This window comes from Amycolatopsis sulphurea (genome assembly GCF_002564045.1).
GTDB classification, from domain to species: domain Bacteria; phylum Actinomycetota; class Actinomycetes; order Mycobacteriales; family Pseudonocardiaceae; genus Amycolatopsis; species Amycolatopsis sulphurea.
Genome location: NZ_PDJK01000002.1, coordinates 5,235,395 through 5,256,243 on the forward strand (window position 1 = coordinate 5,235,395; position 20,849 = coordinate 5,256,243).

At 71.3% G+C, this 20,849-nt stretch carries 17 protein-coding genes; 15 read left to right on the forward strand and 2 right to left on the reverse strand.

Features of this window, described 5'->3' with window-relative positions:
* Positions 1-41 precede the first annotated feature (41 nt).
* The 9 genes from ATK36_RS29940 to ATK36_RS29980 all read left to right on the forward strand — a co-directional run bounded on the left by ATK36_RS29940 (position 42) and on the right by ATK36_RS29980 (position 9,909).
* On the forward strand, positions 42-1,742 hold the full coding sequence (locus ATK36_RS29940) for a CTP synthase (RefSeq protein WP_098514505.1): 1,701 nt from the start codon (positions 42-44) through the stop codon (positions 1,740-1,742).
* Positions 1,739-2,371, forward strand: a complete 633-nt coding sequence (locus ATK36_RS29945; protein ID WP_098514506.1) for an NUDIX domain-containing protein — start codon at positions 1,739-1,741, stop codon at positions 2,369-2,371. Before ATK36_RS29940 ends, ATK36_RS29945 begins: the two co-directional genes overlap by 4 nt.
* A 132-nt stretch (positions 2,372-2,503) precedes the next feature.
* Entirely contained in the window at positions 2,504-3,406 is a 903-nt protein-coding gene (xerD, locus tag ATK36_RS29950; RefSeq protein WP_098515285.1) for a site-specific tyrosine recombinase XerD, read from the forward strand.
* Between the two features lie 121 nt (positions 3,407-3,527).
* Positions 3,528-4,529 (forward strand): ParA family protein, encoded by a 1,002-nt coding sequence (locus ATK36_RS29955; protein WP_098514507.1) that lies wholly within the window; start codon positions 3,528-3,530, stop codon positions 4,527-4,529.
* On the forward strand, positions 4,526-4,933 hold the full coding sequence (locus ATK36_RS29960; protein ID WP_098514508.1) for a cobyrinic acid a,c-diamide synthase: 408 nt from the start codon (positions 4,526-4,528) through the stop codon (positions 4,931-4,933). Before ATK36_RS29955 ends, ATK36_RS29960 begins: the two co-directional genes overlap by 4 nt.
* A gap of 269 nt (positions 4,934-5,202) precedes the next feature.
* The gene (locus tag ATK36_RS29965; protein WP_170070074.1) at positions 5,203-6,021 is read left to right on the forward strand and encodes a segregation and condensation protein A; all 819 of its coding nucleotides are present in this window, start codon (positions 5,203-5,205) and stop codon (positions 6,019-6,021) included.
* Positions 6,018-6,746: an SMC-Scp complex subunit ScpB gene (gene scpB / locus ATK36_RS29970; RefSeq protein WP_098514509.1), complete on the forward strand. Its 729-nt coding sequence runs from the start codon at positions 6,018-6,020 to the stop codon at positions 6,744-6,746. The genes ATK36_RS29965 and scpB overlap by 4 nt, the downstream gene beginning before the upstream one ends.
* Positions 6,736-7,488 carry a pseudouridine synthase gene (locus ATK36_RS29975; protein WP_098514510.1) on the forward strand — a complete coding sequence of 251 codons (753 nt, stop codon included), beginning with the start codon at positions 6,736-6,738 and terminating at the stop codon, positions 7,486-7,488. Before scpB ends, ATK36_RS29975 begins: the two co-directional genes overlap by 11 nt.
* Positions 7,489-8,007: 519 nt before the next feature.
* Positions 8,008-9,909 carry a Xaa-Pro dipeptidyl-peptidase gene (locus tag ATK36_RS29980; RefSeq protein ID WP_098514511.1) on the forward strand — a complete coding sequence of 634 codons (1,902 nt, stop codon included), beginning with the start codon at positions 8,008-8,010 and terminating at the stop codon, positions 9,907-9,909.
* Between the two features lie 23 nt (positions 9,910-9,932).
* On the opposite strand, the gene ATK36_RS29985 is transcribed toward ATK36_RS29980, so the two are convergent.
* The gene (locus tag ATK36_RS29985; RefSeq protein ID WP_098514512.1) at positions 9,933-11,147 is read right to left on the reverse strand and encodes a cation:proton antiporter; all 1,215 of its coding nucleotides are present in this window, start codon (positions 11,145-11,147) and stop codon (positions 9,933-9,935) included.
* A complete protein-coding gene (locus ATK36_RS29990) occupies positions 11,147-11,629 on the reverse strand; it encodes a cation:proton antiporter regulatory subunit (protein WP_098515287.1) in 483 nt (160 codons plus the stop codon). Before ATK36_RS29990 ends, ATK36_RS29985 begins: the two co-directional genes overlap by 1 nt.
* A 480-nt stretch (positions 11,630-12,109) precedes the next feature.
* Between ATK36_RS29990 and ATK36_RS32615 the strand changes: the two genes are divergently transcribed.
* From ATK36_RS32615 to ATK36_RS30015, 6 genes are all read left to right on the forward strand, one after another.
* Positions 12,110-12,277, forward strand: a complete 168-nt coding sequence (locus ATK36_RS32615) for a hypothetical protein (protein WP_170069966.1) — start codon at positions 12,110-12,112, stop codon at positions 12,275-12,277.
* Positions 12,278-12,366: 89 nt separating this feature from the next.
* On the forward strand, positions 12,367-13,077 hold the full coding sequence (cmk, locus tag ATK36_RS29995; protein ID WP_098514513.1) for a (d)CMP kinase: 711 nt from the start codon (positions 12,367-12,369) through the stop codon (positions 13,075-13,077).
* Positions 13,074-13,730 carry a lysophospholipid acyltransferase family protein gene (locus ATK36_RS30000; RefSeq protein ID WP_211291989.1) on the forward strand — a complete coding sequence of 219 codons (657 nt, stop codon included), beginning with the start codon at positions 13,074-13,076 and terminating at the stop codon, positions 13,728-13,730. Before cmk ends, ATK36_RS30000 begins: the two co-directional genes overlap by 4 nt.
* Positions 13,731-13,745: 15 nt before the next feature.
* Positions 13,746-15,227 (forward strand): ribosome biogenesis GTPase Der, encoded by a 1,482-nt coding sequence (gene der, locus ATK36_RS30005; RefSeq protein ID WP_098515289.1) that lies wholly within the window; start codon positions 13,746-13,748, stop codon positions 15,225-15,227.
* A 278-nt stretch (positions 15,228-15,505) separates the two neighbouring features.
* The gene (locus ATK36_RS30010; protein ID WP_098514514.1) at positions 15,506-19,396 is read left to right on the forward strand and encodes a Pls/PosA family non-ribosomal peptide synthetase; all 3,891 of its coding nucleotides are present in this window, start codon (positions 15,506-15,508) and stop codon (positions 19,394-19,396) included.
* A gap of 92 nt (positions 19,397-19,488) precedes the next feature.
* A complete protein-coding gene (locus tag ATK36_RS30015; protein ID WP_098514515.1) occupies positions 19,489-20,847 on the forward strand; it encodes a M1 family metallopeptidase in 1,359 nt (452 codons plus the stop codon).
* Positions 20,848-20,849 lie beyond the last annotated feature (2 nt).

Here is a 20,849-nt window from a genome sequence, read left to right on the forward strand (position 1 = left end):
CTGCCGAGCGGTTCCGCGTGCGTGGGATATGCTGGCGGCCCGTGGGACTTCAGTCGCGGGCTACCAAGTATGTCTTTGTCACCGGAGGCGTGGCCTCCTCTCTGGGTAAGGGTCTGACGGCGTCGAGCCTCGGGCAGCTGCTCACCTCTCGCGGGTTGCGCGTCACGATGCAGAAGCTCGACCCGTACCTCAATGTCGACCCCGGGACGATGAACCCGTTCCAGCACGGCGAGGTCTTCGTCACCGACGACGGTGCCGAGACCGACCTCGACATCGGGCACTACGAACGCTTCCTCGACCGCGATCTCGACGGCAAGGCCAATGTGACCACCGGTCAGGTCTACTCCGAGGTGATCGCCAAGGAACGGCGTGGCGAGTACCTCGGGGACACCGTGCAGGTGATTCCGCACATCACCGACGAGATCAAGAAGCGGATCACCGCCGCGGCCGAGCCGGACGAGCACGGGGCCACCCCCGACGTGGTGATCACCGAGGTCGGCGGCACGGTCGGCGACATCGAGTCGCTGCCGTTCCTGGAGTCGATCCGGCAGGTCCGCCACGACGTGGGCCGGGATCACTGCTTCTTCCTGCACGTGTCGCTGGTGCCCTACCTCGCTCCCTCGGGCGAACTCAAGACCAAGCCGACCCAGCACTCGGTGGCCGCGCTGCGCAACATCGGCATCCAGCCCGACGCGCTGGTCTGCCGGGCCGACCGCGAGATCCCCGAGGATCTCAAGCGCAAGATCGGCCTGATGTGCGATGTGGACTCCGAGGCGGTCATCGCCTGCCCGGACGCCCGGTCGATCTACGACATCCCGAAGGTGCTGCACGGCGAGGCGCTCGACGCGTACGTGGTGCGCCGGCTCGGCCTGCCCTTCCGGGACGTGGACTGGACGGTGTGGGGCGACCTGCTCGACCGCGTGCACAACCCGGCCGAGATCGTGCGCGTGGCCGTGGTGGGCAAGTACATCGACCTGCCGGACGCGTACCTGTCGGTCACCGAGGCGCTGCGCGCGGGCGGATTCGCGCACCGCGCCAAGGTACAGATCAAGTGGGTCGCCTCCGACGACGCGGAGACTTCCTCCGGCGCGGCCGCCGTGCTGTCCGATGTGGACGGTGTGCTGATCCCCGGCGGGTTCGGCATCCGCGGGATCGAGGGCAAGGTCGGCGCGATCGAGTACGCGCGCACCCGCGGGGTGCCGCTGCTCGGGCTGTGCCTCGGCCTGCAGTGCATGGTGATCGAATCGGCGCGGAACCTGGCCGGGGTCGCCGAAGCCAACTCCGCGGAGTTCGACGAGGCCACCCCGCACCCGGTGATCTCCACGATGGCCGACCAGCGCGACGTCGTCGCCGGTGAGCGCGACATGGGCGGCACCATGCGGCTCGGCGCCTACCCGGCGAAGCTGAAGTCCGGGTCCCAGGTGGCCCGCGCCTACGGCGGCACCGAGGTGTCCGAACGGCACCGGCACCGCTACGAGGTGAACAACGCCTACCGCAAGCGGCTGTCCGAGGCCGGGCTGGTGTTCTCCGGCACCTCGCCGGACGACCGGTTGGTCGAGTTCGTGGAGCTGCCCGCGGACGTGCACCCGTTCTTCGTGGGCACCCAGGCGCACCCCGAGCTGAAGAGCCGGCCGACCCGGCCGCACCCGCTGTTCGCCGCCTTCGTCAAGGCGGTGGTGGATCGCAAGGTGGCCGAGCGGCTGCCGGTGGAGCTGCCCGAAACCCCGGTGGCGGCACGGTGACGGAGCCCGGTACGCACGAATTCACCGTCGCCGGCAGCGAGGCCGTCCACATCGGACGCGTGGTCGGGCTGCGCATCGACGACGTGGTGATGCCCGGCGGCGGCACCGCGCGGCGCGAGGTGGTGGAACACCTCGGCGCGGTGGCGATCCTCGCGCTCGACGCGGACGGCGCCGTCACCCTGGTCCACCAGTACCGGCACCCGCTCGGGCGCCGGCTGTGGGAGCTGCCCGCCGGGCTGATCGACCACCCGGGGGAGGAGCCGGTGGCGGCCGCGCGCCGCGAGCTGGTCGAAGAAGCCGGGCTCACCGCGCGTGACTGGGTGACGCTGGTGGACGTGGCCGCGTCGCCGGGGTTCACCGACGAGGTGGTCCGGGTGTTCCTTGCCCGCGAATTGTCCGAAGTGGACCGTGAGGTGCTCGGCGAGGAGGAGGCCGACCTCGTGGTGCGCAGGTTCCCGCTCGCCGAGGCGGTGCGCATGGCGCTGGCCGGTGAACTGGTGAACGGGGCAACGGTGTCCGGGGTCCTCGCCGCGCACGCGGTGGTCACCGGCGCCGTCGAGGCCCGCCCGGCCGATGCGCCGTGGCAGGACCGGCCCACCCGGTTCGCCCGCCGGCTCGCCGAAGCGTGATCGCAGGCTGTGAAGGGGCCCTTCACGGACTCAGAGTCCGTGAAGGGCCCCTTCACAGACCTCCCCGGTGAGCACGGTGGCAGGTGGTCGCGGAGCTAGAGTGGCCTCGTGACGAGCCAGGGCGTGACCGACGTGATCGCCGCGTACCTCGACCACCTGGTGGTGGAGCGGGGCACGGCTCGCAACACGCTCGACAGCTACGCCCGCGACCTCCGCCGGTACGCCGCCCATCTGGCCGCGGAAGGCGTCGAGCGGCTCCCTGAAGTCGTCCCGTTGCACGTCACCTCGTTCGGCGCCGCCCTGCGCGAGGGCGATGCCGAGCATCGTCCTCTGGCTGCTTCGTCGGCTGCGCGGGCGTTGGTGGCGGTGCGTGGGCTGCACAAGTTCGCCCACGCCGACGGCATCACCGAACACGACCCGGCTCGCGACGTACGTCCTCCTGCAGCAGCGAAGCGGCTACCCAAGGCGCTGCCGGTCGCCGATGTGCTGAAGCTCCTCGACACCCCACCTCCGGACGGTGAGCGTCCGTTGCGTGACCGTGCGCTGCTGGAGCTGCTCTATTCCACCGGGGCCCGCATTTCCGAGGCCGTCGGGCTCGATGTGGACGATGTGGACGATGGCGAACGAACCGTGCTGCTGGACGGCAAAGGCGGCAAACAGCGCCTCGTCCCGATCGGCCGTCCGGCGCTGGAAGCTCTGCACGCCTACCGCGTACGCGCCCGCCCCGCGCTTGCCGCGCATGGGCGTGGCACCTCCGCGCTGTTCCTCAACGCCCGGGGCAGCAGGCTTTCCCGGCAGAGCGCGTGGCAGGTCTTGAAAGACACCGCAGAACGCGCGGGGATCACTGCTGTCGTGTCGCCGCATACGCTGCGACATTCGTTCGCTACGCATTTGCTTGAAGGCGGTGCGGACGTACGTGTGGTGCAAGAGCTACTCGGCCACGCGTCGGTGACCACGACGCAGGTGTACACACTCGTCACCGTGACGACCCTTCGCGAGGTGTACGCGACTGCGCATCCGCGAGCCCTCGGTTGAGCGCGAAGGGCATTCGCACGCTGCGGTGACTCGGCCCCAGCGGTCCGGCGCGGCGCTTTGCCGGGGCTCCTGACCGCCGCATAGGCTGCCGGGGACCACGCCGAAGAGGAGCTTTCCCGCCATGTCGACACCGAGCCAGCCGGAGTACCCGGCCGCGTCCGCGGGGTCGGCCGCGGCGCACCTGGGCCGTGCGGAGATCGCCACCCCCGCCGAGCACGAGGGCGACGAGCCGGACCGCACGCCGAAGACGCGGGCGGAGCGCGCCCGGGCGCGGGCCAAGGAGCGCGCGGAGAGCGGGATCGGGCCGACCGGGCGGCCGTGGCGGGAGATCCCCGAGCCGCCGCCGCTGGAGCGGCACGGCCCGGCCAAGGTGCTCGCCATGTGCAACCAGAAGGGTGGCGTCGGCAAGACCACCTCGACCATCAACCTGGGTGCCGCGCTCGCCGAATGCGGCCGCCGGGTGCTGCTGGTCGATTTCGACCCGCAGGGCGCGCTGTCGGTCGGGCTCGGCATTCAGCCGCACGAGCTGGACCAAACGGTCTACAACGTCATCATGGAGCGCTCGGTGCGCATCGAGGACGTGCTCCGCAAGACCCGCGTGGACGGCGTTGACCTGCTGCCGAGCAATATCGACCTGTCCGCGGCGGAGGTCCAGCTCGTCGCGGAGGTAGGGCGCGAGCACACGTTGTTACGGGTCCTTCGTCCGGTGCTGGAGGACTACGACTATGTTCTTGTCGACTGCCAGCCCTCGCTCGGCCTGCTCACGGTGAACGCACTGACCGCCGCGGACGGTGTGATCATCCCCCTGGAGTGCGAGTTCTTCAGTCTCCGAGGCGTTGCGCTCCTGATCGACACCATCGAGAAGGTGCAGGAACGCCTCAACCCCAAACTGGACATAGTGGGGATTCTCGCCACGATGTACGACCCGAGAACCCTGCACTCGAAGGAGGTCATGGCTCGCGTGGTGGAGGCATTCGGCGAGACCGTGTTCGACACGGTGATCAATCGCACCGTGCGGTTCCCCGAGACGACGGTCGCGGGTGAACCGATCACGACCTGGGCTCCCAAGTCCGCCGGCGCGGCCGCTTATCGCGCGCTGGCCCGCGAGGTGATCGCTCGGTGAGCAGGCGCGCTTCCCTGCCCGGAGCGTCGGAGCTGTTCCGCCTCACCTCCCCAGCCTCCAGTCCCGCACTCGACCGGCCGTCGGCACCGGCACCGGAAGCGGGCCCGGCTTCGGCCGAGCCGCCGGCGGACGCCGATCACCTGACCCGCAACGCCGCGCGCAGCGGGTCCGGCCGGACCAAGCACGACGCGAAGATCACCGTGTACGTGTCCGGTGAGGAGCTGCTCGCGATGGAACAGGCGCGGCTCACACTGCGGGCCAAGCACGAGCTGATCGTCGACCGCGGCCGCCTGGTCCGCGAGGCGGTCGCCGTGCTGCTGGCCGACCTCGACCAGCGTGGCGACGAATCGGTGCTGGTACAACGACTGCGCGCGGTTGACGAGGACGGCGGAGCCGAGAGCTGATGGACGAACCGGCATCGGCCGCGCAGCCGGAGCCGGAGCCGGAACCGGCGGCCCCGGGTCCCGCCGAGGACGCCCCGGCCACCGGGCCGGTCGATGCTGTGGCCGCCGAGGGGGCCGCGGGCGACGAGGCCGGAGACGCGGGGGCAGACGAGGCGGCTGCCGAGGGCGTTGTGGCCACCGGACCCGTCGAGAGCGGTCCGGTCGGCGCCGCGGATCCCGAGGCGCCGGAGCCACCCCAGACCGTGCACGGCGGCACCATCCCCGAGGGCATGGCCGCGGACCTGAGCACCTCGAAGTTCAAGGTGCGGCTGCGCAACTTCGAGGGCCCGTTCGACCTGCTGCTGCAACTGATCTCGCAGCACCAGCTCGACGTCACCGAGGTGGCCCTGCACCAGGTCACCGACGACTTCATCGCCTACACCCGGGCGCTGGGCGCGGACTGGAACCTCGACGAGACCACCGAGTTCCTGGTCATCGCGGCGACCCTGCTCGATCTCAAGGCGGCACGGCTGCTGCCCTCGGCCGAGGTCGAGAACGAGGACGACCTCGCCCTGCTCGAAGCCCGCGACCTGCTGTTCGCCCGGGTGCTGCAGTACCGCGCGTACAAGCAGGTGGCCGCGTTGTTCGGCGAGCTGGAACAGAGCGCGCTGCGGCGGTATCCGCGGTCGGTGGCGCTGGAGGAGCGGTACGTCGGGCTGCTGCCGGAGGTGATGCTCGGCGTCACCCCGCAGCGCTTCGCGGACATCGCGGTGGCGGTGTTCCGGCCGAAGCCGCCGCCGACGGTGTCCATCTCGCACATCCACATGGGCCGCGTGTCGGTTCGCGAGCACGCCGCGCTGCTGCGGGTGCGGCTCGCGGAGGCCGGGCAGGCCACGTTCCAGGACCTGGTCGCCGACTGCGAGCACACCGTGGAGATCGTCGCCCGGTTCCTCGCGCTGCTGGAGCTGTACCGCGAATCGTCGGTGCAGTTCGACCAGCTGGAGGCACTGGCCGAACTGCACGTCCGCTGGACCGGCGGCTCGGTCGCGGAGGCGTCCGCCGCCGCCGAACACGATCGCGCGGCCGCCGAAGAGGAGGAGTACGGGTGAGCACCGAAGGCCACAACACCGCGGAACCCGTTGCGGCGCAAGCGGATTCGCCCTCGGCCGAGGAGCCGCCACCGGCTGCCGGGACCGAACCGGAGGCGCCAGCCGGGGACCCGTCGGAACCGCCGGCCGCTGACACGTCCGAACCGGAAGAGGACGAGGAGGCGGGCAACGGACTGCCCGGCGTCGAGGACGACGAGGCGCTGGAAGCCGCGCTGGAAGCGTTGCTGCTGGTCGTCGATTCCCCGGTGAGCGAGGAATCGCTGGCCGAGACGGTCGGGCAGCCGGTGGCCAGGGTGAGCGTCGCGCTGAGCACGATGGCGCAGAAGTTCACCGACCGCGTCAGCGGGATCGACCTGCGGCGCGTGGGCGAGGGGTGGCGGTTCTACACTAGGGACACTTACGCCCCGTTCGTGGAGAAGCTCCTGCTGGACGGCCAGCGGTCGAAGCTGACCAGGGCCGCGCTGGAGAGCCTCGCCGTGATCGCGTACCGGCAGCCGGTGACCCGGGCACGGGTCGCGGCGGTGCGCGGCGTGAACGTGGACGGCGTGATCCGGACGCTCCTGGCCCGTGGGCTCATCGAGGAGATGGGCACCGACCCGGAGACGACCGGCACGCTGTATGTGACGACCGAGCTGTTCCTGGAGCGCCTGGGGCTGTCGTCGCTGAACGACCTGCCCCCGATCGCTCCGCTGCTACCCGAAGTGGACACCATCGATGACATCTGACGAACACCCCGACGGCGTCCGGCTGCAGAAGGTCCTGTCGCAGGCGGGCATCGCCTCCCGCCGCGCGGCCGAGGACCTGATCGCGGCCGGCCGGGTGGAGGTGGACGGCGAGGTGGTCACCGAGCTGGGCCGCCGCGTGCACCCGGACGAGGCGGTGATCCACGTCGACGGCACGCGGGTCAACCTGCGCGACGACCTGGTCTACCTCGTCTTCAACAAGCCCAAGGGCGTGCACTCCACGATGTCCGACGACCGGGGCCGCCCGTGCGTGGGGGACTACCTGCGCGGCCGCTGGGAGGAGACGCCCGGGGTGGTGCACGTGGGCAGGCTCGACGAGAACACCGAAGGCTTCCTGCTGCTCACCAACGACGGCGACCTCGGGCACCGCCTGATGCATCCGTCCTACCGGGTGCTCAAGACCTACTTCGCCGAGGTCGAGGGCCTGGTCCCGCGCGGGCTCGGCAAGCAGCTGCGGGCCGGCTGGGAGCTGCCCGACGGCGTGGTCAAGGTGGACCAGTTCCGGGTCAAGGACATGCACTCCGGCCGGACCATGGTGGAGCTGGTGATCCACGAGGGCCGCAAGCACATCGTGCGCAGGCTGCTTGCCTCGGCCGGGCATCCGGTGCGCAAACTGGTCCGCACCGCACTCGGCGACGTGCAGCTCGGCAGCCAGCGGCCGGGCACCATCCGCAGGCTCAACCGCGGTGAGGTCGGCGCACTGTACCGCAACGTCGGGCTCTGACCCGCCGGCCGGGGAGGAGTCCAGGGAACCGTCCGATGTGGATTCCGGCGGGCTCCGATCCGGCCGGGTGGGCGGGTATTCGCCGAGAGGTCGTCTGGTAGGGGCCTGTCCGGCGTTCGAGGTGAGGACGTTCTGCGGCTGTCGGCTCGATCGCCCGCAGCAGGACGGGGCGGCCTGCCCGGAGATCAGGGTGGCGCGGCATGCCGGTGCCGAGCGGACCGGCACGACGGCGGGCACCGTGGCCGGTGTGGTCAGCACGCCGATGCCGCGGCCGTGCTGCTCGGCTCAGGTGGCGAGTGGTGGCAATCCGTTGTCCGGTCAGGAGAACGGTCGTTGTGCGACGCCCGGCGCCCGCCGACCGGACCATCGGTGGCGGCGAGTGGCCGCATGCCGTTTTCCGCTGCGAGTATGGCCAGGCAGTCCACACCGGTCCGCCGGGCAAGACCCGACTTTCCGCCGTGGCGGCCGGAACCGGCTCGCTTCTAGCGTTGGCGCCCCAGAACGCGGGGAGGCAACGGGATGCGTGCAGGTATCGGATGGTGCGTGGCTGCGCTGCTCGCGGCCGGGCTGGTGGCCACGCCGGCCACAGCCGCGGCTTCGGCTTCGTCGGGCAGCGGGCCGCAGTACGATTTCGCCGGAGCGATCCGGGAAACGGTGTGGGTGGACACCGGCCGTGACGGGGACGGCGACGGGCAGCCGGACCGGGTGGCCGCGGACATCGTCCGGCCCGCGGAAACCGCGAAAGCGGGCGCGAAGATCCCGGTGATCATGGACGCCGGCCCGTACTACTCTTCGGTCGGGCGCGGTAACGAAACCGAGTTCAAGACCTACGACGACCAAGGCCGCCCGGTCGGTTTCCCGCTGTACTACGACAATTACTTCGTCCCGCGCGGTTATGCGGTGGTGCTCGTGGACCTGGCGGGCACCAACCGTTCCACCGGGTGCGTGGACGTCGGCGGCGAGTCCGATGTGAACTCGGCGAAACGGGTCATCGACTGGCTGAACGGCCGGGCGACCGGCTACGGCGCGAAGACCGGCGGCGGCACCGTGACCGCCGGCTGGACCAGCGGTGCCGTCGGCATGATCGGCAAGTCCTACGACGGCACCATCGCCAACGGCGTGGCCGCGGCCGGCGTCGACGGGCTGAAGACGATCGTGCCGATCTCCGCGATCAGTTCCTGGTACGACTACTACCGTTCGGACGGCGCCACCTTCGGCTTCGACCCGGCCGAGCTCGCGGCGACCGTCGAGGCCCGCAACGGTGGTCAGGATTGCTCCGCGGAGAACGGGAAACTCGTCGAAGGCGCGACCGCGAACGGGGATTACGGGCCGTTCTGGTCGGAACGTGACTACGTCGCGAAGGCGAAGAACGTTCGCGCGAGTGTGTTCATTTCGCACGGCGTCAACGACTTGAACGTCCGCACGATCAACTTCGGCCAGTGGTGGGATGCCCTCGCGGCCAATGGCGTACAGCGCAAGATCTGGCTGTCGCAGACCGGTCACGTGGATCCGTTCGACTATCGGCGCGCGGAATGGGTCGACACGCTGCACCGCTGGTTCGACCACTACTTGATGGGCATCGACAACGGCATCGAGAAGGATCCGATGGCGACTGTCGAGCGGCAGCCGGACCAGTGGGCGGATCAGGCCGCGTACCCGGCGAAGGACGCTTCGCAGACCACGATGCACCTTCAGTCGGGCAACACCCCCGGAGTCGGCACCCTGGGCACTGACGCTGCGTCGGGGACCACCTCGTTTACGGACAACGCGAAGGTCGGCGAAGTCGGCTGGGCGGCGAACCCGTCGGCCATGTCGCCGAACCGCGTGCTCTACAGCACGGGCGAGCTTGCTTCGCCGGTGCAGGTCTCCGGTACTTCGTCGATCACCGTGACAGCGACGCCGAGTACGTCGTCCGCACGGCTGTCCGCGATGCTTGTGGACTACGGTCCGGCCACGATCCGGAACTTCTCCGCCCGCGGCGAGGGCATCACCACCGGCAGCCAGGAAACCTGCTGGGGAGACAACGCCCCCGGAGACGACGCTTGCTACAAGGTGACCGCTGCGAACACTACGAAGGTGGACTACACCGTCCTCAGCCGCGGCTGGGCGGATCTGGCGAATTACCAGTCGCTGAGCCAGGAATCGCCACTGACTCCGGGTCAGCCGTACACGATGACGTTCCGGCTGGCGAGCACCGACCACGTCGTCCCGGCGGGCCACCGGCTGGCCCTGATCGTCGGCGGGACCGACGTCGACGTGATCACGCCACCGGCGCAGACCACGAAGGTGACCCTCGACCTGGCGAAGACCTCGGTGCGCATCCCGCTGTCCGGCGCGTCGCCCGCGCATCCTCAGGCGGGCGGGCTTCCGGCCGGTCCGCTGGCGCACGTCGCTACGCGGGTGGAGGCCGATCTCCGGTGAGGAAAGCGGCGTAGGGGAGTGGTTCAGCTGCTGCTCTGCACGGCCTCCGCTTCGGTTTCCTCCTTGACGACGGGCTTTCGCTTGCGTTGCAAGGCCTTCGCGATCGGTTCGACGACGCGGGCGGCGGTCGGGCCGACCACTGCCATCAGCAGCACGTAGGCGGTGGCGAGTGCGGCGAGTTCGCCGTCCACCGCGCCGGCCGTGACCGCGAGGCCGGCGATCACGATGGAGAACTCGCCGCGGGCGACCAGGGCCGCCCCGGCGCGGGCGCGGCCCAGTTTGCCGATGCCCTGGCGGCGGGCGGCCCACCAGCCGGTGGCGAGCTTGGTCACCGTGGTGGTGACCGCGAGCACCACCGCCCAGCCGAGCACCGGCGGGATCGACTTCGGGTCCGTGTTCAGGCCGAACACCACGAAGAACACCGCCGCGAACAGGTCGCGCAGCGGTTCCAGCAGCCGGGTCGCGTTGTGCGCGGTCGAACCGGACACCGCGATGCCGAGCAGGAACGCGCCCACCGCGGCGGAGACCTGCATCGCCGAGGCGAGCCCGGCCACCAGCAGGGCCGCGCCGAGGATCTTGAGCAGGAAGACCTCGCGGTCGTCGCTGTCCACCAGCGCGGAGACGTAGCGGCCGAACTTCAGCGCGATCACCAGCACCACGGTGATCACCAGCAGCGAGATGCCGACCGCCTCCAGCCCGCCGAGCAGGCTGACCCCGCCCAGGATCGCGGTGAGGATCGGCAGGTACAGCGCCATCACCAGGTCCTCGAACACCAGGATGGACAGCACCACCGGGGTCTCCCGGTTGCCCAGCCTGCCCAGATCGCCGAGCACCTTCGCGACGATCCCGGAGGAGGAGATGTAGGTGACCCCGGCCATCACGATCGCACCGATCGGCCCCCAGCCCAGCAGCAGCGCGACCGCCGCGCCGGGGGCCGCGTTCAGCACGATGTCCAGCAGCCCGGCCGTCCACGACCGGCGCAGCCCGGTGAACAGCTCAGCCGCGGAGTACTCCAGGCCGAGCAGCAGGAGCAGCAGCACCACGCCGATCTCGCTGGCCAGATGCGTGAAATCGCCGATGTCGGTGAGCGGGATCAGCCCGCCGGAGCCGAAACACAGCCCGCCGAGCAGATAGAGCGGGATCGGGGAGAGCCCGATCCGCCCGGCCAGCCTGCCCAGCACCCCGAGCACGAAGAAGACGGCACCCAGCTCGATCAGGGACAGCGCGGTGTGCCCCATCAGCCGTGCTTCAGGATCTTCGCAGCGGCTTCGAGCCCCTCCGAGGTGCCGACCACGACGAGCAGATCACCCGAGGTGAACAGGAAGTCCGGCGTGGGCGAGGGATGCACCTGACCGGCCCGCATCACCGCGACGATCGACACGCTGGTCCGGGTCCGCATCGCGGTGTCCCCGAGCGTGCGGCCGTCGAACGGGCTGTTCTCGGCGATCGGCAGCTGCTTGGTGTTGATCCCGGGCAGCTCGCGGTGCTCCTCGTTGAGCTGTCTGACCAGCTGCGGCGCACCGAGCAGATTGGCCAGCACGCCGGCCTCCTCCGCGCTCAACGGCAGGGAGGCGAGGCAGGCATCCGGATCGTCCGATTTGGACACGATCAGCTCGATCTTGCCATCGCGCTGGGTGACGACGCCGATACGCCGTCCGGCACGGGTCGCGAAATCCTTGCGGACACCGATACCGGGCAGGGGGGTGACTTCCACGTTCACGCCCGCCACGGTAACTCATCGAGTCTATTGTCCGATTCGCGGCGTTCGCGGGAGCAAAGCCCAAGCTGCAGGGCTGAAGGGAGGCGGACGGCGGGATTTGGCAAAAGCTCGCGGCCGGAGTGCCCCACCGCCGCCTGGTGCGAGGCCCGGTTCGGCGACTGCGCGGCGGAAGTTCATGGCAGTGCCAGCAACAGTGAAGTGGTCACCACGCGGCGGCCGACGGCGTTGATCGAATACAGCCAGCCGGTGCTCTACAGCCATTTCACGGGCAAGGACGTGATCATGCGGAGGGGTTCGCCGAGTTCGGCGAGGAGATCAGGGCGGCGAGGGGTGGCGGAGTGCGCGCCGTCGCGGAGGCCTATGTCGCCTTCGCGGACGAAAAACCCGCGCTGTACGACGCGATGTTCACCCTCGCGACCGACCCGCCCTTCGGCGGGGGCTCCGCCGGCGCTCAGGGATGCCTTCGACGCCCTGCTGGAGGTGCTGGACCCGATCTGCGTGGGGCTGCACACGACCGCGATCGCCGAGGTGTTCTGGGCCGCGCTGCACGGCCTGGTCGTGCTGGATCGCGGCGGACGGCAGCCGCATGCGAACCGCGCGGAAAGGCTGGCGCTGCTCATCCCGCGGTTCGGCGGGATGCCCGCCTGACCCGGCGGGACATGCGCCGGGCAGAATGAACGTCGGCCGAAAGTCAGGACGACGCGAGGAGAGAATCGGTGACCGGAGCCCTACGCGGGGTGGTGGCGCTGGACGGGCCGTCCGGAACCGGCAAGACCACGGTGGCACGCACGCTCGCCGGCCGGCTGAGCGCGCGCTACCTCGACACCGGCGCGATGTACCGCCTGGTCACGCTGGCCGTGCTGCGGTCCGGTACGGATCCCGGGGACCGGGCCGCGGTCGCGCACCTCGCGCACGATGCCGAGTTCAGCATCGGCACCGACCCGGAGCGGCCGGAAGTGCGGCTCGGCGGCCAGGACGTGGCGGCCGAGATCCGCGGGCCGGAGGTGACCGGCGCGGTTTCGGCGGTGTCGGCGGTGCCGCAGGTGCGTGAGCTGCTGGTGGCGCGTCAGCGCCGGATCATCGCGGACGTGCTCGCCGAGACCGGCGGCATCGTGGTGGAAGGCCGCGACATCGGCACCACGGTGGCTCCCGACGCGCCGCTCAAGGTCTACCTCACCGCTTCGGCGGAGGTCCGCGCCGCACGCCGGAACACCCAGGACACCGCCGCCGGGCGGCAGACCAGCGTGGCCGAGGCGCGCGAGTCCGTGCAGCGGCGCGACCGGCTCGACTCCAGCCGCGCCGCCTCGCCGCTGCGCGCGGCCGGCGACGCAGTGCCGGTGGATACCTCCGAACTCACCATCGACCAGGTGATCGTGGCGCTGGCCGAGCTGGCGCGGCGCCGTGGCCTGCTGGCCGGTTGCCCATCCGATGTCGAGGTCGGCTCGTGAGCGGCGCGCTTCCCGAGGGTGCGAACGGGCTGCTGCACGACATCGGGCGCTTCGCCGGTCGGTACTATCTGCGCCCGGCGTTCCGGATCCGGGTGCACGGCCGCGACCGGGTGCCTGCCGACGGGCCGGTCGTGGTGATCGGGAATCACAGCTCGAATGTCGATCCACAGCTGATCATCGGAATGTTGCCGCGGCGCAGTGCGTTCCTGGCCAAGGCCGAGCTGTTCACCGGCGTGGGCGGCTGGTTTCTCCGGGCGATCGGCCAGATCCCGGTGCGCCGGGGGGAGATCGACCGCACCCCCCTGATGACCGCGGTGGGCGTGCTGAAGGCCGGGGGAGCGGTCGGCGTCTTCCCGGAAGGGACCCGCGGCGCGGGTGACGTCGGCGCGGCCGAACGCGGCGCGGCCTGGCTGGTGCGTGCTTCCGGTGCCAGGGTGCTGCCGATCGCGACGCGCGGCACGCGCAAACCGGCGGACGGCCGCCGGCGCTGGCGTCCTCGCGTGGACGTCCTCGTGGGGGAGCCGTTCGCGCTGAAGGTCGGCCCCGGCCGGAAGGGGCTCGACCAGGGCACCGAGGAACTTCGCGAGCAGCTGGCGGCACTGGTGCAGACGTTGGACGAGTGGCGGGGCGAACACGGGTTCGCCACGCCGTAGGTGAAGTGGGAAACGATGACAGGGTTTGATGCCTCGGCCGACACCGAGGCAGGGCTGGGCGAGGTCGACGGGACCTGGTCCGACGAGTCCGAGTTCGCGGCGCTGGACGCACGGATCGAAGCGGAGGCCGCCGCGGGCGAGGCGGAACTCGCCCAGCCGGTGCTGGCCGTCGTGGGCCGGCCGAACGTGGGCAAGTCCACGCTGGTGAACCGGATCCTCGGCCGCCGCGAGGCGGTGGTGCAGGACGTGCCGGGGGTGACCCGGGACCGGGTCGCCTACGACGCGTTCTGGAGCGGGCGCCGGTTCACGCTGGTGGACACCGGCGGCTGGGAACCGGACGCGACCGGGCTGCAGGCCGCGGTCGCCACGCAGGCCGAGCTGGCCATGCAGACCGCGGACGCGGTGCTGCTGGTGGTCGACGCCACGGTCGGCGCGACCGCCACCGACGAGGCCGTCTCGCGGGTGCTGCGGCGGTCGAAGAAGCCGGTGCTGCTGGCCGCGAACAAAGTGGACGACGACCGGCTGCTGGCCGACACCGCTTCGCTGTGGTCGCTCGGCCTCGGCGAACCGCGGCCGGTGAGCGCGCTGCACGGGCGCAGCTCGGGTGATCTGCTCGACGCGATCATGGCCGCGCTGCCGGTGGCGCCGCGCGAAGCGGGCACGGTCACCGCCGGCCCGCGCCGGGTCGCGCTGGTCGGCAAGCCGAACGTGGGCAAGTCGAGCCTGCTCAACAAGCTGTCCGGGGAGCAGCGTTCGGTGGTCGACTCGGTCGCCGGCACCACGGTCGACCCGGTCGACTCGCTGGTCGAGCTGGACGGCGAGACCTGGCGTTTCGTGGACACCGCGGGCCTGCGCAAGCGGGTCAACTCGGCCAACGGCGCGGAGTACTACGCCTCGCTGCGCACGAAGACCGCGATCGACGCGGCCGAGGTCGCGATCGTGCTGCTGGACGCCGCCGAGCCACTGTCCGAACAGGACCTGCGGGTGCTCACCATGGTGGTCGAGGCGGGCCGCGCGTGCGTGCTGGCGTTCAACAAATGGGACCTGGTCGACGAGGATCGCAGGCACGCCATGGTGCGCGAGCTGGACCGTGGCCTGGTGCGGGTGCCGTGGGCGGAGAAGGTGAACATCTCCGCGCTCACCGGGCGGTCCGTGCGCAAGCTCGCCCCGGCGCTGCGCACCGCGCTGCAGTCGTGGGACCAGCGGGTGCCCACCGGACGGCTGAACGGCTGGCTGTCCGATCTGGTCGCGGCCACCCCGCCGCCGGTGCGCAGCGGCAAGCAGCCGAAGGTCCTCTTCGCCACCCAGGCCGGGATCCGGCCGCCCACGCTGGTCTTGTTCACCACCGGGTTCCTGGAGGCGGGTTACCGGCGGTTCATCGAGCGGAAGTTCCGTGAGGAGTTCGGCTTCGCCGGTAGCCCCGTCCGGGTGAACGTGCGGGTGCGGGAAAAGAAGCCGAAACCCAAGGCCGGGGGCAAGGCGGCCCGCCGCCGCTGACCGCCTTCGAGCTGGAGTCCGTGAAGGGTCCCTTCACGGACTCCGAGGCTGTGAAGGGACCCTTCACAGCCTTTGCCACGCGGGTGACTTCGAACACCAGCTCGTTACCCTTGCGCGACCTGGAGTACATCACCGCGTAAAGTGGACGGTCGCTGCGGGCGCCTCACTGGGAGAGCAAGCCCGAACAAGGCTCCCGAGAGGTGAGTGATGGGCTTGCACGCCCGCCGTCCGTTGTCCTCCATCCGTCGTAGTGCGGACTCCGCCGGCGGGGTGATCCGGTGACGCTGACTGCTGATTCCGGCAGTACCAAGCTGGTCAGGGCCGTCGAAGCCGCTCTGGCGCCGGCGCTGTTCCACACCGAGACCGCGACGACCCGGCGCACCCTGCTGGACGTGCTCGCGGCGACCGCCGAGCGGCACCCGAACGCCCCTGCCCTCGACGACGGTACCAGCACGCTGAGTTACCGTCGGTTACTCGACGAGATCGAGGACTACGCCCGCCGCCTGCGTGCGCACGGCGTCGGCCTCGGCGACCGCGTGGGCGTCCGGATTTCCTCCGGCACCGCCGAGCTGTACGTGGCGATCCTGGCGACGCTGTCGGTCGGCGCGGCCTACGTACCGGTCGACGCGGACGATCCGGACGAACGCGCCGAGCTGGTGTTCGGCGAGGCAGGCGTGGCGGCGGTCGCCACCGATGGCGAGATCACCGCCACCGGCGTCCCGGGCTGCGGCGAAGGCCGTCCCGGCCCGGACGACGACGCCTGGATCATCTTCACCTCCGGTTCCACCGGCAAGCCGAAGGGCGTCGCCGTCACCCACGGCTCGGCCGCCGCTTTCGTGGACGCGGAGGCGCGGCTGTTCCTCACCGACGAGCCGATCGCCCCGGGCGACCGCGTGCTCGCCGGGCTCAGCGTGGCCTTCGACGCCTCGTGCGAGGAGATGTGGCTGGCCTGGCGGCACGGCGCCTGCCTGGTGCCCGCGCCGCGCGCGCTCGTGCGCACCGGCGTCGACCTCGGCCCGTGGCTGGTCTCACAGGGCATCACCGTGGTGTCCACGGTGCCGACGCTGGCCGCGCTGTGGCCCGCGGACGCGCTGGAGGACGTGCGGCTGCTCATCTTCGGCGGCGAAGCCTGCCCGCCGGAGCTGGCCGAGCGCGTCGCGGTCGAGGGCCGGGAGGTATGGAACACCTACGGCCCGACCGAGGCCACTGTGGTCGCCTGCGCCGCACAGATGACCGGGGATGGCCCGGTGCGGATCGGTCTTCCGCTGGCCGGCTGGCAGCTGGCCGTGGTGAACGAGGAGGGCGAGCCGGTCGCCATGGGCGAGACCGGCGAGCTGGTCATCGGCGGGGTGGGGCTCGCCCGGTACCTCGACGCGGAGAAGGACGCGCAGAAGTTCGCGCCGCTGCCCGCGCTGGGCTGGGAGCGGGCCTACCGCAGCGGCGACATGGTCCGCGCGGAGGAGGAAGGCCTGCTGTTCCTCGGCAGGCTCGACGAGCAGATCAAGCTCGGCGGACGGCGGATCGAGCTGGGCGAGGTCGACGCGGCGCTGCAGGCGCTGCCCGGCGTGCTCGGCGCGGCCGCCGCGATCCGCCGCACCAAGGCGGGCAATCAGGTGCTGGTCGGCTACCTGGTGCCCGAGGACGACGCACCGCTGGATCTGGACGACGCGGCCACCCGGCTGCGGGCGCAGCTGCCTGCCGCGCTGGTGCCGCTGCTCGCGGTGGTCGGCGACCTGCCGACCCGGACCTCGGGCAAAGTGGACCGGGCCGCGCTGCCCTGGCCGCTGTCCACTGTGGACGCGAGCGCGGCCGGTCTGTCACCCACCGAGGCGTGGCTGGCCGAAGGCTGGAGCGAGATCCTCGGCGTGTCGGTGAGCACCGCGCGTGCCGACTTCTTCACGCACGGTGGGGGAAGCCTCACCGCGGCGCAGCTGATCGCGCGCATCCGCACCCGGTACCCCGAGGTGTCGGTCAGCGACATCTATCAGCTGCCGAAGCTGGGCGAGCTGGCCACGAAGCTGGACGCGCTGTCCGGGCAGGAGACCGAACGCCGCGACATCGTGCCGACCCCGCGCCGTGCGGGCGTGCTGCAGACCGCGCTGATGGTCCCGTTGATGGGGCTGGTGGGGCTGCGCTGGCTGACGCTCGCCGCGGTCTGCTCGAATCTGCTGGCGTTGTCCGGGTTCTCCTGGGCGCCCACGCTCCACTGGGCGTGGCTGCTCGTGGCCTGGCTGGCGCTGTTCAGCCCGGCCGGCCGGATCGCGATCGCCGCGGGCGGGGCCCGGATGCTGCTGTCCGGCGTGCGCCCGGGCAGCTACCCGCGTGGCGGCAGTGTCCACTTGCGACTGTGGACGGCGGAGAAGCTGGCCGAGTTCAGCGGTGCCGACAGCGTGGCCGGCGCGTCCTGGATGACCACCTACGCGAAGGCGCTCGGCGCGCGCATCGGCAAGGACGTGGACCTGCACTCGCCGCCGCCGGTGACCGGCTTCCTCAAGCTCGGCCGCGGTGCCGCGGTGGAGCCCGAGGTCGACCTGTCCGGCCACTGGGTGGACGGCGACCTGGTGCACATCGGCAAGGTCCGGGTGGGTGCCGAAGCCCGCGTCGGCGCGCGCACCACGCTGTTCCCCGGCGCTCGCGTCGGCAAGGGCGCGGAGATCGCCGCCGGTTCGACCGTGCGCGGAGCGGTCCCGGCCGGGCAGCGCTGGGCCGGTTCGCCCGCGGTCCGGGTGGGCAAGGACGACAAGGACGCGCTGAAGTGGCCGTCGAGCCGCCCGCCGCGGTCGCGGTTCTGGGCCACGGTCTACGGCGCGACCTCGGTGGCGCTGGGCCTGCTGCCCGGCGTCGCGGCGCTGGCCGGCGTCGCGGTGCTCGGCTTTACGATCTCCGGTGCGCCGACGCTCGGCGACGCCGGGCTGCGCGCGCTCGTCGCGGTGCCGGTCGCCACTGTCGCCTACTTCCTGGCGTACGCGCTGCTCGTGCTGATCGGCGTCCGCTCGCTGGCGTCCGGGCTGGTCGAGGGCTACCACCCGGTGCACGGGCGGGTCGCCTGGCAGGTCTGGGCCACCGAGCGGCTGATGGGCATGGCGCGGGAAGGCCTGTTCCCGTTGTACGCCAGCCTGTTCACCCCGGTGTGGCTGCGGCTGCTCGGTGCGAAGGTGGGCCGCAACGTGGAGGCGTCCACCGTGCTCGCGCTGCCCAAGATGACCAAAGTGGACAGTGGCGCGTTCCTCGCCGACGACACCATGGTGGCCACCTACGAACTCGGCCACGGCTGGCTGCACGTGGCCCCGGCGCGGATCGGCAAGCAGGCCTTCCTCGGCAACTCCGGGATGACCGCGCCGGGCCGTTCGGTGCCCAAGCGCGGCCTGGTGGGCGTGCTCTCCTCCACCCCGGCGAAGGCGAAGAAGGGCTCGTCCTACCTGGGCATGCCGCCGCTGCCGGTGCGTCGCGCGGTCGGCGACGCGGACACCAGCCGCACCTACACCCCGCCGCTGCATCTGAAGGCCGCGCGGGCGCTGGTGGAGCTGTGCCGGATCGTCCCGGTGATGTGCGGGGTCGCGCTGACCGTGGGCGTCGCGGTGACGCTGCTGGCGCTGGCGTCCTGGGCCGGGTTCCTGGTCGCCGCGCTGCTGGCCGGCCCGGTGCTGCTGGTGGCCGGGGTCGTCGCGGCGCTCACCGCGACCGCGGCGAAGTGGCTGCTGGTCGGGCGGTTCCGCGAGGTGGACCATCCGCTGTGGAGTTCCTTCGTGTGGCGCAACGAGCTGGCCGACACCTTCGTGGAGGCGCTCGCGGTGCCGTGGCTGATCGGTTCGCTGGGCGGCACGCCGCTGCTCACCGCGTGGCTGCGCACGATGGGCGCGCGGATCGGCCGCGGGGTATGGCTGGAGACCTACTGGCTGCCGGAGTCCGACCTCGTCTCGCTGGGCGACGGCGCGACGGTCAACCGCGGCTGCGTGGTCCAGACCCACCTGTTCCACGACCGGATCATGACCATGTCCGGAGTCGAGATCGCCGAGGGCGCCACCCTCGGGCAGCACGGTATCGTGCTGCCCGGCGCGAGCATCGGGGCGCGCACCACGGTCGGCCCGGGTTCGCTGGTCACCCGCGGGGACGCGGTCCCGGCGGACACCCGCTGGCTGGGCAACCCGATCTCGGCCTGGCGGAAGTAGCGGCATGCGCAGGACGCCCGGACCGGAGCATTGCGGCTCCGGCCCGGGCGAGCGATGCTGGAATCAGCACGGCAGGCGAAGGGTTTTCTCGGGTGATGACGAAGGCAGCCGCACCGGCGCCCGGTGCGGAAACCTCCGGTGACACGTACCTTCCGGCGCACGGCAACGGCGGCTATCGGGTCCGGCACTACGACCTGGATCTCGATTACCGCATCAGGTCCAACCGGTTGGCGGCCACCGGGGTGCTCACCTGCGTGGCGACCCAGGCGCTGTCCCGGTTCTCGCTGGACTTCGGCGAGTTCCGGATCTCGCGGGTGCTGGTGGACGGACGCGCCGCGAAGTACACCCGGCGCGGGCTGAAGCTGCAGGTCAAGCCGGCCCGTTCGATTCCGGCCGGGGCGAGTTTCGGGGTGGAGGTGCGGTACGCGGGCAATCCGCGGCCGGTGCCGAGCCGCTGGGGCGACCTCGGCTGGGACGAGCTGACCGACGGCGTGCTGGTGGCGAGCCAGCCGGTCGGTGCGCCGTCCTGGTTCCCGTGCAACGACCATCCCGCGGACAAGGCGACCTACCGGGTCACGGTGACCACCTCCTCGCCGTATCTGGTGGCGGTGACCGGGAACCTGGTCTCGCGCTACCAGTCGGCGAGTACCACGCGGTGGGTCTACGAGCGCCCGGAGCCGACCTCGACGTACCTGATGAGCGTGCAGATCGGCCGGTACGAGGACAGCGAGCTGGCCGGCGGCGCCTGGGTGCCGGAGTCCGGCTCGGTGCCGGCGGGCGTCGTCCAGCGGGCCGCGGTGCCGCCCCGGTTGCGGCGGCAGTTCGCGCACGATTTCGCCCGGCAGGGCTGGATGATGGACCAGCTGCAGGGATGGTTCGGGCCGTATCCCTTCGGCGAGTACGTGGTCGTGGTGACCGACGACGAGCTGGACGACCCGATCGAGGCGCAGGGCATGTCGATCTTCGGTGCCGGCCATGTGGACGGGCGCCGCACCCACGAGCGGCTGGTGGTGCACGAGCTGGCGCACCAGTGGTTCGGCAACAGCCTGACCGTGGCCGACTGGCGGCACATCTGGCTCAACGAGGGCTTCGCGACCTACACCGAGTGGCTGTGGTCGGAGGAGTCCGGCGGCCGGTCGGCGGAGGCGCTGGCCCGGTACTGGTACGCGCGGATGCAGGCCAAGCCGGCCGACATCGCGATCAGTGACCCGGGCGTGGCGCGGATGTTCGACGAGCGCGTGTACAAGCGCGGCGCGCTCGCCCTCCACGCGCTTCGGGGCGAGATCGGTGATCCGGTGTTCTTCACCTTGGTGAAGGCGTGGGCGGTGGAGCATCGGCACGGCACGGTGACCACGGCGGATTTCCGGGCGATGGCGGAGGTGTACGCGGGCCGTTCGCTGCGCGGGTTCTTCGAGCGGTGGCTGGGGAAGGCTCCGCTGCCGCGGCGGTGACG